This is a genomic window from Shimia sp. R9_1, assembly GCF_017743775.1.
In the GTDB taxonomy this organism is placed as follows: Bacteria; Pseudomonadota; Alphaproteobacteria; order Rhodobacterales; family Rhodobacteraceae; genus Shimia.
In genome coordinates, this window is sequence record NZ_JAGHRN010000002.1 from 660,122 (window position 1) to 674,280 (window position 14,159).

The 14,159-nt window shown below is 58.6% G+C and carries 14 protein-coding genes; 7 read left to right on the forward strand and 7 right to left on the reverse strand.

The annotated features are described in order from the left end of the window. Positions 1–10 precede the first annotated feature (10 nt). Complete coding sequence (locus J7399_RS09455) at positions 11–607, reverse strand: LysE family translocator (protein WP_209085584.1); 597 nt, start codon at positions 605–607, stop codon at positions 11–13. Positions 608–681: 74 nt separating this feature from the next. On the opposite strand from J7399_RS09455, the gene J7399_RS09460 reads away from it, so the two are divergent. Continuing rightward, the gene (locus J7399_RS09460; RefSeq protein WP_209058999.1) at positions 682–1,134 is read left to right on the forward strand and encodes an Lrp/AsnC family transcriptional regulator; all 453 of its coding nucleotides are present in this window, start codon (positions 682–684) and stop codon (positions 1,132–1,134) included. Positions 1,135–1,195: 61 nt separating this feature from the next. Here the strand turns inward: J7399_RS09460 and J7399_RS09465 are convergent, their stop codons facing one another. After that, the gene (locus J7399_RS09465) at positions 1,196–2,155 is read right to left on the reverse strand and encodes an L-malyl-CoA/beta-methylmalyl-CoA lyase (RefSeq protein WP_209085586.1); all 960 of its coding nucleotides are present in this window, start codon (positions 2,153–2,155) and stop codon (positions 1,196–1,198) included. A 308-nt stretch (positions 2,156–2,463) separates the two neighbouring features. Between J7399_RS09465 and dgcN the strand changes: the two genes are divergently transcribed. The 3 genes from dgcN (at position 2,464) to J7399_RS09480 (ending at position 5,498) form a co-directional block, all read left to right on the forward strand. Further along, positions 2,464–3,465 (forward strand): N-acetyltransferase DgcN, encoded by a 1,002-nt coding sequence (gene dgcN / locus J7399_RS09470; RefSeq protein WP_209085588.1) that lies wholly within the window; start codon positions 2,464–2,466, stop codon positions 3,463–3,465. 109 nt (positions 3,466–3,574) lie between these two features. Then, the gene (gene dgcA / locus J7399_RS09475; RefSeq protein WP_209085591.1) at positions 3,575–4,540 is read left to right on the forward strand and encodes an N-acetyl-D-Glu racemase DgcA; all 966 of its coding nucleotides are present in this window, start codon (positions 3,575–3,577) and stop codon (positions 4,538–4,540) included. A 97-nt stretch (positions 4,541–4,637) separates the two neighbouring features. Then, the gene (locus J7399_RS09480; RefSeq protein WP_209085593.1) at positions 4,638–5,498 is read left to right on the forward strand and encodes a D-amino-acid transaminase; all 861 of its coding nucleotides are present in this window, start codon (positions 4,638–4,640) and stop codon (positions 5,496–5,498) included. Positions 5,499–5,557: 59 nt separating this feature from the next. Here the strand turns inward: J7399_RS09480 and J7399_RS09485 are convergent, their stop codons facing one another. The 3 genes from J7399_RS09485 to J7399_RS09495 form a co-directional block, all read right to left on the reverse strand. Beyond that, positions 5,558–6,856: a ferredoxin reductase family protein gene (locus J7399_RS09485; protein ID WP_209085597.1), complete on the reverse strand. Its 1,299-nt coding sequence runs from the start codon at positions 6,854–6,856 to the stop codon at positions 5,558–5,560. Between the two features lie 121 nt (positions 6,857–6,977). Continuing rightward, complete coding sequence (locus tag J7399_RS09490) at positions 6,978–7,961, reverse strand: NAD(P)H-quinone oxidoreductase (protein ID WP_209085600.1); 984 nt, start codon at positions 7,959–7,961, stop codon at positions 6,978–6,980. A gap of 193 nt (positions 7,962–8,154) precedes the next feature. Beyond that, on the reverse strand, positions 8,155–8,847 hold the full coding sequence (locus J7399_RS09495) for a COQ9 family protein (protein ID WP_209085603.1): 693 nt from the start codon (positions 8,845–8,847) through the stop codon (positions 8,155–8,157). Positions 8,848–8,969: 122 nt separating this feature from the next. On the opposite strand from J7399_RS09495, the gene rpsU reads away from it, so the two are divergent. Next, positions 8,970–9,176 carry a 30S ribosomal protein S21 gene (gene rpsU / locus J7399_RS09500; RefSeq protein WP_005614280.1) on the forward strand — a complete coding sequence of 69 codons (207 nt, stop codon included), beginning with the start codon at positions 8,970–8,972 and terminating at the stop codon, positions 9,174–9,176. Positions 9,177–9,327: 151 nt separating this feature from the next. After that, positions 9,328–10,401: an adenylate/guanylate cyclase domain-containing protein gene (locus J7399_RS09505; protein ID WP_209085606.1), complete on the forward strand. Its 1,074-nt coding sequence runs from the start codon at positions 9,328–9,330 to the stop codon at positions 10,399–10,401. On the opposite strand, the gene J7399_RS09510 is transcribed toward J7399_RS09505, so the two are convergent. After that, positions 10,398–12,488 (reverse strand): DEAD/DEAH box helicase, encoded by a 2,091-nt coding sequence (locus J7399_RS09510; protein ID WP_209085609.1) that lies wholly within the window; start codon positions 12,486–12,488, stop codon positions 10,398–10,400. The two genes, J7399_RS09505 and J7399_RS09510, sit on opposite strands and share 4 nt — an antisense overlap. Positions 12,489–12,744: 256 nt before the next feature. Between J7399_RS09510 and yghU the strand changes: the two genes are divergently transcribed. Then, positions 12,745–13,614 carry a glutathione-dependent disulfide-bond oxidoreductase gene (gene yghU / locus J7399_RS09515; protein WP_209076940.1) on the forward strand — a complete coding sequence of 290 codons (870 nt, stop codon included), beginning with the start codon at positions 12,745–12,747 and terminating at the stop codon, positions 13,612–13,614. Between the two features lie 67 nt (positions 13,615–13,681). Here yghU and J7399_RS09520 read toward each other — a convergent pair whose 3' ends face one another. Beyond that, positions 13,682–14,140, reverse strand: coding sequence for an Lrp/AsnC family transcriptional regulator (locus J7399_RS09520; protein ID WP_209059062.1), 459 nt, complete (start codon positions 14,138–14,140; stop codon positions 13,682–13,684). Positions 14,141–14,159: the final 19 nt, after the last annotated feature.

A 14,159-nucleotide genomic window follows, 5' to 3' on the forward strand; every position in this document is an offset into this window, starting at 1 on the left:
TGCGCGGGCCTCAGCCGGAGAACACCACCGGATAAAGCGAGGCAACTAGCAGCGCCGCCATTGTCCAGTTGAACGCTGTGAGGCGGGCAGGAGAGGTCAATAGGCGGCGCATCTGCTGACCAAGCACGGTCCAGCTCGACACACAGGGTAAATTCACTGCGCCAAAAGCGCCTGCCACGAGCAGGATCGTGAGCACTGTGCGATCTGGCGCATAAAGCGTGATCGCCGTCAGGGCCATGGTCCAGGCCTTTGGGTTCACCCACTGAAAGATCGCCGCCTGCATGAAGGTCATGGGCCTGCCGCTTGTGCTGCCATCCTGCGGAGCACCGGCGCGCGCAATCTTGAAAGCGAGCCACAAAAGATAGGCGACCGAAGCCACGGAAAGTGCCGTATGTGCGATCGGAAACCGGTCAAAAACCTGCATAAGACCAAGTCCCACCAGCGCGACCATCACCACAAATCCGATGCCGACACCCAGCATATGCGGGATGGTGCGCGCAAAGCCGAAGTTTGCACCGGATGCCATGAGCATCAGGTTGTTCGGCCCCGGCGTAATGGAGGACACAAAGGCAAAGATCATGAGGGCGGTGAGGATATCGTAAGTCATGGCACCAATCTGATGCAAAGCACACAGTGTTTGGTTGCGTTTTTGTGTGATTATCGTTAATTAATTCACAATTAATGGCGAAACTGGATCATATTGACGAACATATATTGCGTGAGCTGTCGCGTGATGGACGCATGAGCAACCTTGCTTTGGCGGAAAAGGTCGGCTTGTCGCCCTCTGCCTGCCTGCGCCGGGTTGCGGTTTTGGAAAAGGCCGGGATCATCTCCGGCTATCGCGCTGTTCTCAACCGCGCGGCCCTCGGCTCGGGTTTTGTGGCTTACGTGACTGTTGGCCTCAACAAACACACCAAAGACGCCCAAGAAGCCTTTGAGCGGGCGATGGCCATGGCTCCGGAGGTGCGGGAGTGTCACAATATCACCGGTCAGGTGGAATATCTGCTGCGCGTGGAGGCAGCGGATTTGACCGCTTATAAAGCGTTTCACACCGACGTCCTTGGCACTGTGCCGCAGGTGAATGCGATCACCAGCTATGTGGTGATGGGCTCGCCCAAAGACGAACGCGCCTAAGTGCAGAAACAAAAAAGACCCCGCCGTCAGGCGAGGCCTAATGGTGCAATCATGTCTGCGCTTAGCTGGCCGCGATCAGCTCAGCCTGTGCCACGATAACCTCGGCTTGCTTGATGGAGGCGATATCCACAAGGCGTCCTTTGTAGACGGTCGCGCCTTCGCCATTGGCCTTGGCCTGCTCCATGGCTGCGAGAATTTCGCGTGCCTCGGTGACTGCTTCCTCAGAAGGGGTGAACACCTCATTTGCCAGTGCGATCTGCTTGGGGTGGATCGCCCATTTGCCAACCATGCCCAATGTTGCAGAGCGTTTGGCCTGCGCGATATAGCCTTCATCATCAGAGAAGTCGCCAAACGGGCCGTCCACTGGCAGCACGCCATGGGTGCGGCAGGCCGCAACGATGGCGGCTTGCGCCCAGTGCCATGGATCAGACCAGTGTTTCTGGCCTTCATGCAGCATGTAGTAGTTTTCCTGCGTGCCACCGATGCCGGTGGTCTGCATGCCCATCGAGGCGGCAAAGTCCGCAGCGCCGAGGCTCATGGCCACCATGCGTGGGGAGGCTGCGGCGATCTCTTCCACATGGGCGATGCCCGCCGCCGATTCGATGATGACTTCAAAATCAATGCGCTTGCTGCGCCCCTTTGCGGCTTCGATTGCTGTGACCAGCGCGTCAACCGCGTAGATGTCGCCTGCGCAACCCACTTTTGGGATCATGATCTGGTCCAGACGGTCGCCGGTTTGCTCCAGCAGGTCCACAACGTCGCGGTACCAAAACGGCGTGTCCAAACCATTGATGCGCACGGAAATGGTCTTGTTGCCCCAGTCGATGGTGTTGATCGCATCAATCGCGTTGGCGCGCGCCATGTCTTTGTCTGTGGGGGCCACAGAGTCTTCGAGGTCGATGTTGATCACATCTGCTGCCGAAGCTGCCATCTTGGCAAAGAGCTTGGTGTTGGAGGCCGGGCCAAACAGCTGGCAGCGGTTGGGGCGGGCGGGGGCGGCAGGCTGGATGCGGAAACTCATATCTATCGGCCTCTCGGTAAGGAAATTACGTTTTTGTCGCCTGTTGTGGTATGAAGTTGCGCGTCGATGCGCAAGGATATTTTGCATCTGCGGCAAGGCGACGCCGCGTTGCGGCGCAGACTGGGGTTGGCGCGGTTTGTTTGCAGCTTTCCGCTTTGGGAAAGGAAAAAATATCCTCAAATCCGGAAAGGGTGAAAGAATCTTCGAACTTTTTGCCGTTTCGGACAGGTTTCACAAGGAAATTTCATCATTGCTCGCAGAATATAGGTCAGGAAGACTTACGCGACGATGACAGGGAAGGACGCGCTATGATCGAGACACCGTATCTTTTGTTTCTGGGTGATGCGCCGGACCAGCTGGCGGCCAAAGTGGCTCAGGGCATCAAAGACTGGCGGCCGGAAAACGCCGTAGGCCAGTTCCGTATGGAAGGCTGCAAGGCGGATATGGGCCTGACCGATATGAGCCTCGTTGAGGCGCGCGAAGCCGGCGCCAAAACGCTGGTGATCGGTGTGGCCAACCGGGGTGGCGTGATTTCCCAGGAATGGAAAAAAGTGCTGGTGATGGCGCTGGAGGAAGGCTTCGATCTGGCTTCCGGTCTGCACAACCTGCTGCGCGATGAGCCGGATCTGGTGGCCGTGGCAGAGGCAACCGGCCGCACATTGCATGACGTGCGTGTGCCTGAGGTGGAATACCCGATTGCCAATGGCAAGAAACGCACCGGCAAGCGCTGTCTGGCGGTGGGCACCGATTGTTCCGTGGGCAAGATGTACACCGCGCTCTGCATGGACGCTGAGATGCGCAAGCGGGGGATGAAATCCACCTTCCGTGCCACGGGTCAAACCGGCATTCTGGTCACCGGCGACGGCGTGCCGCTGGATGCGGTGATCGCGGACTTCATGGCGGGCTCTGTTGAATGGCTGACCCCGGACAATGACGAAGACCACTGGGATCACATCGAAGGCCAGGGCAGCCTGTTCCACGTGTCTTATTCCGGTGTGACCATGGCGTTGATCCATGGTGGGCAACCTGATGCGCTGATCCTGGCGCATGAGCCCACCCGGGATCACATGCGTGGTCTGCCAGAGTATCAGCAGCCGAGCCTTGAAGCGCTGCGCGACATGGCGCTGCCATTGGCACAGGTTGCCAACCCGGCCTGTCAGGTTGCGGGCGTGTCGGTGAACACCCAGCACATGGCTGAGGACGAAGCCAAGGCCTATCTGGCGCAAATCGAGGCGGACATGGGTCTGCCAGCCACCGATCCGTTCCGCTTTGGTGCGGGCAAGCTGGTGGACGCGCTGGCGGCATTGTAAACTGATACGGGCTGGACCGGGGGCGCTGCCCCCGGACCCCCGGGATATTTTTGGCAAGAGGAAGAGGCGCGCGTGTCGCGCCCTTCAGCCACAGGACTTTGAGGACCGCATGAAAATCACCGTCACCCCCGATGTGTTCAAACTGGCACAGGTGTTCACCATTTCGCGCGGCTCCCGCACTGAGGCCAAAGTGCTGACCGTGCGTGTTGAAGACAATGGCGTCGTGGGGTGGGGCGAATGTGTGCCCTACGCGCGCTATGATGAGACATTGGAAAGCGTGACGGCTGAGATCGAAGGGCTGCCAGCGCAGATTGACCGCGAGGCGCTTTATGATCTGCTGCCTGCGGGTGCCGCGCGCAATGCGGTGGACTGTGCGCTTTGGGATCTGGAAAGCAAACAAGCAGGCAAACGCGCTTGGGAATTGGCGGGGCTGCCAAAGCCTGGTCCGGAAATCACTGCCTACACGCTGTCGCTTGCGGAACCTGGCGAGATGCAGGCACAGGCCGCGAAAAATGCCCATCGTCCGCTGCTGAAGATCAAACTTGGCACGCCGGATGACATGCCACGGCTTGAGGCCGTGCGCGCAGGTGCGCCGAAATCCACGATCATTGTGGATGCCAACGAAGGCTGGAGCGCGGAGGTCTATGCGGATCTGGCACCGCATTTGGTGCGCTTGGGCGTTGCTCTAGTGGAGCAGCCGCTTCCAGCGGGCGAAGATGACGCCCTGATCGGCATGGAGCGCCCGGTGCCGGTCTGCGCCGATGAGAGCTGTCATGACCGCACCAGCCTGCCCAAGCTCAAAGGCAAATATGATGTGGTCAACATCAAGCTCGACAAGACCGGCGGGCTGACCGAGGCACTCCGTCTGCGCGAAGCGGCGCTGGCAGAAGGCTACAAAGTGATGGTTGGCTGTATGGTGGGCTCAAGCCTTGCCATGGCGCCAGCCACTCTGATTGCGCAGGGTGTGATGGTCACCGATCTCGACGGGCCATTGTTGCTCGGTGAAGACCGCGACACACCGCTGGTGTTTGATGAAAACGGCGTGCACCCGCCAAGCGCCGCGCTTTGGGGCTGATTGCCCCACCGTCGCCTAAATTTTTGTTCCATTGCAGAGGGGTGTGGCGTACACGCATCGCGGTGGAGTTGAAACAACCCGTAAGGAGCATCCAAACATGACCCGCACCGTCTATGTGAACGGCGAATACCTGCCGGAAACCGAAGCCACAGTCTCGATCTTTGACCGGGGGTTCCTGATGGCGGACGCGGTTTATGAGGTGACCAGCGTTCTGGGCGGAAAGCTGATTGATTTTGAAGGTCATGCGGTGCGTCTCAAGCGCTCTCTGGATGAGCTGGACATGGCGGAACCCTGCGCCAAGGAAGAGCTGCTGGAGATCCACCGCAAGCTGGTAGAGCTCAACGAAATTGACGAAGGTCTAGTCTATCTGCAGGTCACACGCGGCTCTGACGGTGACCGTGACTTCGTCTTCCCAGGTGAAGATACCAAGCCAACAATCGTGCTCTTCACCCAGAACAAACCCGGTCTGGCAGATAGCCCAGCCGCCAAGAAAGGTGCCAAGATCATCTCCATCGAAGACATTCGCTGGGGCCGTCGCGACATCAAAACCGTGCAGCTGCTTTACCCGTCCATGGGTAAGATGATGGCCAAGAAAGCGGGCTGCGATGATGCCTGGATGATTGAAGACGGCTATGTGACCGAGGGCACCTCTAACAACGCCTATTTTGTCAAAGACGGCGTGATCGTCACCCGCCCTCTGTCCAATGACATCCTGCACGGCATCACCCGTAAGGCGGTGCTGCGCATGGCGGCTGAGGCGCAGCTGAAGATCGAAGAGCGTCTGTTCACCATTGAGGAAGCCAAAGAGGCGGATGAAGCCTTCACCACCTCGGCCTCGGCCTTTGTGATGCCGGTAGTGGAGATCGACGGCGTGGCGCTGGGCGATGGCACACCGGGGCCAATCGCGACCCGTCTGCGTGAGATCTATCTGGAAGAAAGCCGTAAGGCTGCGATCTAAGCTCTGGCGCAATAATTGGATATTCGGCGCGCCTGATTGGGCGCGCCTTTTTTGTTTGCCTAAGCGCTTTTGGCCAGGTGACTCTGCCAGAGCCAGGCAACCAGGCGGCGCAGGCCGATGCCCGTTCGAATTTCAAATTCCTCATAGAGGAAATTCTTTTGGTCGACGCCTTGCTTTGGCAGATCTTTGGCAAGGCTGCGGCGCATCTCGATGGGGCCACAAAACAGCACTTTGCGTGTGGCAAGGTCCGGGATCTCTGCAGCGAGGGTCGTGGCGGAAAGACGTCCGCGTGTCTGGCTTTGCCAAAGAACAAGATCGAGATTTGATTTGCTTGCCGCAAGGCTTTCCAGTTCTGCCAGATGCGCGGCGTTGTCCCGATCACGTATGCAATAGATGAAAGTCACAGGCGGCGCCTCAGCGGGAAGCGCCTGCGCAAGGGCGACAAATGGTGTTACGCCGACGCCGGCCCCGATCCAGACCTGATGGCCCTTTGCGCGACCGAAATGGCCATAGGGGCCGTCCACTTGCACCGCCTGTCCGGCTTTCAAGCTGTGGGCGACATGGCTGGTAAGATCTCCAAGTGGCGCAACGGTCAGGCGCAGATCGCCTGTTTCATTGGGCGCTGCGGAAATGGTGAAAGGGTGCGGTTCGCTAAACCCGGCCCCGGAAAAGCGGAAAAAAGCAAACTGGCCCGCGCGGTGGCGCAGTGGACGGCCTTTGGGCGCGAGGTCCACAGCGACCGCATCACCCTGCTGTGTGACGTGGATGATTTCATAGCTGCGGCTGGGGCGGAGCCCTCGCGGCGCGGACGTCCAAGCGTAGGCCACTATGCCGACCACACAGACCAACAGCATATAGAGCCCAAGCGGATCGCCGTTGTTAAAGGGTTTAAGGATGAACAGGTAATGAAACGCACCAAAGACAAAGAAGATACCGATGAATCGGTGGGTCCATTTCCACAGGTGGTAGGGGATGAAAGTGGCGATGGTGATGACCACAAGTATCAGCAGACCGTAGAGGCTGATTTCCCCCAAGGTCTCGGCAAGCTCAACAAGGGCGGTTTCGCGACCAAGGCCCCGCATTTCCGCGTCAATCGTGTCATGCAGAAGGATCGCGACCATGGCACCGATGCCGAGCCACTTGTGCAGACGATAGCTTTGATCAAGCGGGCCAAAGAGCATTTCAACGCCGGGCCAGCGGGTGGCGATCAAATGTGAGAAGGCCATGGCGATCAAAGCGCCCAGGCCCAGATATTGGCTAAAGAGCGCCACACCGTCGCGACCCTGCGCGATTGACGGCCACCACACAAATGGCACCGCCAGTGCTGCGGCCACCACAAGCAATCCGATTTTTCTCAAGATGTCTTCCCCACTTTGGCTAGGCACATAAATGTGCTTGGCTTTTGTGGCCCTTTTTGCCGGATGGCAGAGGGTTTGAGGAGAGAAAAAATGCAGCGATTTGGGGGGTTATAACCTGGGTTTAGGCCACTTTCATGACGATTTTGCCGATGTGGCCGCTGCTCTCCATACGTTGGTGCGCCGCGACCGCATCACTCAAAGCAAATTCGCTGTCCATCACCGGAGCGATGCGACCGGATGACAGCAAGGGCCAAACGTCGCGCAACAGAGCTTCGGCGATTTTGCCTTTGGCCAGATCGCTTTGCGGGCGCAACGTTGAACCGGTGATTGTGAGGCGGCGCATCATCACATGGGCGAAGTTCAATTCGATCTGCGGCCCTTGCAGAAAGGCGATTTGCACAAGGCGGCCATCATCCGCCAGGGATTTGACATTGCGGGGCAGATAGTCGCCCCCCACCATATCCAAAATCAGATTGGCTCCACCTTCGGCGCGCAGAACGCTGACAAAATCCTCGTCCCGGTAGTTGATCGCACGTTCGGCGCCAAGATCGAGGCAGGCTTTGCACTTTTCGTCAGATCCGGCGGTGGTGAAGACCCGCGCACCAAAGGCGTTGGCAAGTTGGATGGCCGTTGTGCCAATGCCGGAGGAGCCGCCATGCACCAGAAAGCGCTCTCCCGCTTGCAGCCCGCCGCGCTGAAAGACGTTGGAATAGACCGTGAAAAAGGTTTCAGGCAGACAGGCGGCTTCTTGCAGGCCCAATCCTTCTGGAAGGGGCAGGCAATGTGCCGCCGGGGTCAGCGCATATTCGGCATAGCCACCGCCGGGCAGCAGCGCGCAAACGGCATCCCCTTCAGACCATTGGGGCACACCGGCGCCCACTGCCGCGATGGTGCCTGAGGCCTCAAGGCCCGGGAGATCAGAGGCATTTGCAGGTGGGTTGTAGAGTCCGGCGCGTTGCAGCACATCCGGGCGATTGACGCCAGCATAGGCAATCTTGATGAGAACTTCTCCAGCGGCGGGTGTCGGGATCGGGCGATCGGTCAGTTTCAGCACATCGGCCGCGCCGGGTTTGGTGATTTCAACGGCGCGCATCGTCTCTGTCATGATCTGTCCCTCTGGGTTCCTGTGTTCGGGAACTGTGTAGCAGAGCGGCTGGCATCGCGCACAGAGGCTTTTGCTGTCCTGACGTGAGGGCGTTGTGGCGCTAGGGCAGGCAAAAGGGGGGGTGCCCCTGCCATCGCAAGCGATGGCCACCCGGGGATATTTGCCGAATGAGAAGCCGTTTTGGGAACGCGCTTTAGCGCGAAGGGGGTGTCCAGCTGCCAGGCATGTTGTTGGGCAGATCGGGGGCGCGAAATTTTGACGCCGCTTCCAGTGGGGCGGCCATAAGGCGCCCAAGCGGGCTTTTGTTGAACCGGGCTTTGGTCTTTTCAAATTGCATGACGTTTTCGATGCGACGATCCAGAAACGCCCATGTGGCGGTGTTGCCTTCGCTGTCATCGCCCAACCAGTAGAGCACCGTGGAAGAATAGACCGCCGAAAGTGTGGCGCGTTTGGTATACCAGTTTAGGTCGCGCGAAGTGTCACCGATGGCAGTCCAGATGGCATCTGCCGTGCCCCAGATCAGCTGCGCACCGGTGGCTGCGTGTTGCGGAAGCGCAAAGAGTGTGGAGCCGCGGCGCACCAGTTCACGATCCGGGCAGAGCTCAAGGCGCAGGCGCACCGCATGGGTGATCTTTTCGCGAATTTTCATCTCTGCGACTGCGGTCTCTCCCATGGCTGCGACCATTTGAGAATCACCGCGCTTGTGAAAAGCCACCGCAAGGTCGACCGCGCCACGCGGACAAATTGCACGCGCAACGGTGGCATCCACACCACTGTCCGCGATGGCAGCGGTAAAAGTGGCCTCAGACCAGCCATCAAAGGGCACATGCATCTCTGCAGCGTCCAAAAGGCGGGATTTCAGGTCGGTGTTGGGGGTCTCCGTCACGGGCTCTCTCCCTGTCGCGAGGTGGCGTTGCACCCATACTAGACAAAGACGGGACGACTTGCTATACGCCGGGCTCCTGCAATTTCATTGCAACTCAAACTTAGAAAGGTGGTGAAAACCACATGCAGGTTAGTGTTCGTGACAACAATGTCGATCAGGCGCTTCGTGCCCTGAAGAAAAAGCTGCAGCGTGAAGGCGTCTTCCGCGAAATGAAGCTCAAGCAACATTTCGAAAAGCCGTCCGAGAAAAAAGCGCGCGAGAAGGCTGAAGCGATCCGCCGTGCCCGTAAACTGGCGCGTAAGAAAGCACAGCGTGAAGGTTTGCTCTAAGCACACCTCTCCAGCTTGGACACAAGAATTGACGACCCCCATGGCCCGGCCATGGGGGTTTGTCTTTTGTTGCATCAGGGCATTTTGTGCTTAGATGCCAGACAAAACCGGGGCTCCCATGGCGTTCCCGAAGCTAAGATTGAGGGCAGCCATGCTATCTCGCAACCTAGGATCTTTTCTTTTTGTGCTGACAGTTGGTGCCATTGTCGGAGCGATCTACAGCTATGTCCTGGCCGATATGATGGGTTGGGGGTTGGGCCTTCTGGCGCTTTGGCGCGGAGCCGTGCGCGGTGTGATCGTGGCCACCATTGCTGTGGGCCTTGAGGTCTGGATCAGCAACAGCCCAATTGGGCGGTGGCAGCGCAGCCTGAAGTTCCGACGAGGCTTGGCGCTGCGGATGCTGATCACCTGTTGCATCTTGCTTTTTTCGCTGGCGGCCACGCATCTGGTGCTGATCCGGGACAAAGACACCTATGTGATGTGGTTTCAGCAGGGGCTGTTTCCCGATTTCCTGTTTGCCTTCTGCACCGGCATTTTTATTCAGTTCATGCTGCAGGCGCGGCGTTTGATCGGCGGGCGGACGCTGACCTATTTCCTGCTCGGGCGGTATGCGCGGCCCACCGAGGAATGCCGGATCTTTGTCCTGGCCGATCTAAAAGGGTCCACGTCGATCACGGAAAAGCTTGGCGATCAGCGCGCGCTTGAGATGATCACGGGCTTCTTTCTCGACATCGATCCAGTGATCAAAAAACATCAGGGGGTGATCCACAACTATGTGGGCGATGAGATCATCATGAGCTGGCGGGATCGCGGGCCGGACGGAAACATGCGGCTCCTCAAGTGCATCGATGAGATTTTTCAGATCGTGGCGGCGCGCCATGACCACTACATGGCCAAATACGGTGTTGCCCCTTCATTGCGCATGGGCGTGGCCGGCGGGCCGGTGGCTGTCGGGGAATGTGGCTGGGAAAAACGCCAAGTGGTTTATATCGGCGACACGATCAACCGCGCCAAGCGCCTGCAGGAGGCCTGCAAGGCGCATGGGCTTTCGGTGATTTTGGATGCTGAAACCGCCAATGACATCACATTGCCGATGGGGCTTGGATTGGCAGCGGTGGAGGAGACCACCCTGCGCGGGCGGGCCAGTGCCACGCAAATGCTCACACTGACCGCGCCGGACGGCAGCGCCTTGGAGGCGCTGACGCCTGAGGCTGTTCCGGCTTAAGCGCGCGGTTTGCCTTTCGGGGCAGATGCCGCCGCCGCACGACGCGCTTTGTTCTTCTTGCTGTTGGCTTTGCCTTTTGGGGGCGGTGGACCTTTGGGCTTGTCGCCGCCTTTGCGGTGAGGCTTGGCATCGCTCAATGCGCCATCAGCCATTGCGCGCCGACGCGGCGCCGCGTTCCCACCCGGGGCTGCGCCATAGGCCGGTTTTGAGGCTGACTTCGGTTTTCCGTCCTTTGGAGCAGATTTGGCGGCACCGGGTTTTGGCTTCTTCTGCCGTGGGGCTGGATCGTCGTTCCAGTCCACCGGAGATGCTGATTTGTTTGGTTTTTCTGAGAATTTATCGCGTTTTGGTTTGTGAAAATCCGACTTTTCACCGCGCTCAGGGCGCTGTTCATCCCGGTCATGCCGTGGCTTTTCGAACTTTCCTTTGCCACGATGCGGTTTTCCACCGTCTTTACGCGGGCCTTTGCCAAACGGTTTTTTGCCACCCTCGCGCGCATCACGTGGGCTGCGTTCCAGCACAGGCGCATTCTCCATCTGCGTCAGCTTTGCGCCTTCTTCCAGCGTCATGTTCGGGCCAATCGCGGCGAGGAAGCCTGCCACACTGGTTTCAAGAACCTGCACATAGCTTTCTTCCGGATTGATGCGGATCGCACCAATGTCGTCTTTGGTCAGATCGCCCAGTTTGCACAGCATTGGCAGCAGGCGGCGCGGCTCTGCACCTGCCTTGCGACCACCGGAGATCGAGAACCAAACAGAGGGGCCAAAATCCTTGCGCGGGGCTGGCTTGGCATCGCTTTCCGCAATCTCTTCAGGCGCGGAATGTTTGGAATTGTAAAGTCGCAGATAGGCCGCGGCCACTTGCTCGGGCGAAAATGTTCCAAGCAAAGATTCAATAAGAGGCAATTCTGACTCAGTTGGCTCCACAATCCAGTCCGGATCGGCAAACATCCGCGCCTGATCCTGCGCGCTGACTTCTTCGGCAGAAGGCGCACCAGACCACTCGGCTTCAAGCTTGGCCCACCGCAGCAGACGCTCTGCCTTTTTGCGGGACTTGCGGGTGACGATCAGCGCGGAGACCCCTTTGCGGCCTGCACGGCCGGTCCGGCCAGAGCGGTGCAGCAGGGTTTCGTGGTTGTTCGGCAGTTCGGCATGCACCACCAGATCGAGGTTTGGCAGGTCGATGCCACGCGCGGCCACATCGGTGGCGACACAGACACGCGCACGGCCGTCGCGCATCGCTTGCAGGGCGTGGGTACGCTCTGTCTGAGACAGTTCGCCAGACAGCGAAACCACCTGAAAGCCTCGGTTGGAGAGACGAGTCGTCAGACGGGCCACCATGGCGCGGGTGTTGGCAAAGACAATTGCATTTGGCGCTTCGTAAAAGCGCAGCGTGTTGATCACGGCGTTTTCCGCATCGCGATCCAGCACCGTCATGGCGCGATAGGTGATGTCGGCATGCTGCTTTTGCTCGGATTTGGTTTCCACCCGGATCGCATCACGCTGATAGTTCTTGGCCAGTTCCGCGATCATTTTTGGCACGGTGGCGGAGAACAGCAGCGTCTGGCGCTCTTCCGGCACCTGCTCCAGAATGAATTCCAGCTCTTCGCGGAAGCCCAGATCGAGCATTTCATCCGCTTCATCCAGCACGACGGCGCGGATGTCCAAGAGGTCGATAGAGCCACGGTCAATGTGGTCACGCAGACGGCCGGGGGTGGCCACAACAATATGCGCGCCACGCGCCAGCGCACGGCGTTCGTCGCGCATGTCCATGCCGCCCACACAGGAGGCCACGCGCGCACCTGCTTCGGCATAAAGCCAGGTCAGTTCGCGTTTCACCTGAAGCGCCAATTCGCGTGTCGGCGCGATGACCAGCGCCAGTGGTGCGGCGGCCTCATCAAAGGCCTCTGCCTCGCCCAGCACGGTGGAGGAGATTGCAAGGCCGAAGCCCAGCGTTTTGCCTGAGCCTGTTTGTGCGGAAACAAGAAGGTCTTTGCCCGCCAGTTCCGGGGCCATTACGGCTTCCTGAACCTGGGTGAGCTTGTCATAGCCTTTTGCGTCAAGCGCGGCCTGAAGTGCGGTTTTCACGGTGATGTTCACTTTTCATCTGAGGAGTGCCAGCTGGACGGCGTCGGCGGGCTCCCTCATCATCTGAACCGCTCTCATCATCATTTGTGGCAAGAAGCGCAGCACATAGACCAAAACTTTGGGCGTGTATAGGTGTCTCGTTCCGCCGCCAAATACCCGTCAGACCGGCATGACAAACAATTTACTTCTAGCGCTTTGAAACCCGGGCAAAGTTCTTATGTTAACGAGAATTCGATTTCACACAGGGCGCGATAGCATGACCGATACCTACACCCCCCCGAAAGTCTGGACTTGGGATTCTGAAAGCGGTGGCAAATTTGCCAGCATCAACCGCCCAATTGCAGGCCCGACACATGACAAAGAGCTGCCCCGCGGTGAGCATCCATTCCAGCTCTATTCACTGGCCACGCCCAACGGCGTGAAAGTCACCGTGATGCTGGAAGAGCTTCTGGCAGCAGGTCACAAAGGCGCGGAGTATGACGCTTATCTCATCAACATTGGTGAGGGCGATCAGTTTGGCTCCGGTTTTGTGGGCGTAAACCCGAATTCCAAAATCCCCGCGCTGATGGATCTGAGCGGCGACAAAGAAGTGCGCGTGTTTGAAAGCGGCGCGATCCTTCTGCACCTTGCAGAGAAATTTGACGCCTTCTTGGGGCCAAAGGAAAAGCGCGCTGAGATGATCAGCTGGCTCTTCTGGCAAATGGGCAGCGCGCCGTATCTGGGCGGTGGCTTTGGCCATTTCTACGCCTATGCGCCAGAGAAATGGGAATACCCGATCAACCGCTTTGCCATGGAAACCAAGCGCCAGCTTGATGTTCTGAACCGCCAGCTGGCAGAGAACAAATACATCGCCGGTGACGAATACACGATTGCCGACATCGCAATCTGGTCCTGGTACGGCGCGCTGGCGCTTGGGCGTCTTTATGAGGCGGCCGAGTTCCTCGATGTGGAAAGCTATGAACACGTGCAGCGCTGGGCCAAGGAAATCAACGACCGCCCGGCCGTGAAACGCGGTGTGATGGTCAACCGCAGCTGGGGGGATCTCGACAAGCAACTTCACGAACGCCACGCGGCTGAGGATTTTGAAACCCGCACAGCGGATAAGCTTGAGCCTGCGGCAGAATAAAGCGCAGCTTGTACGTGAAAAAAAAGAGCGGGCGGTGCGTTGGTGCCGCCCGTTTTGATTCAAGAAACTACACCGGCAACGCCGTTGTCTTAAAAACCGTCCGTAGCGCAAAAGAGCTCTGCATCTGGGCCACCCCCGGCAGGCGTGCGAGGTGTTGACGGTGGATGCGCGCAAAATCCTCGGTGTTCTCCGCGACGACCTTCAGAATGTAATCCGCCGTTCCTGCCATCAGGTGGCACTCCAGCACATCAGGAATGCGCGCCACCGCTTTCTCAAAGGCGTCCAGAACCTCATCGGCTTGACCTGACAGCGTGATTTCCACAAAAACAGTTGTCGGCACATCCAGTTTGCGCGGGTCGAGCAGGGCCACGTAGTCCTTGATGTATCCCTCGCTTTCGAGCCGGTGTACTCGGCGGTGGCAGGCGGACGCAGAGAGGTTCACGCGCTCTGAAAGCTCGGCGTTGGAAATCCGGCCTTGTTTTTGAAGGACGGTCAGTATGCGACGATCTGTCGGATCAAGAGACATATTGCGAAAGCTCCTTGCG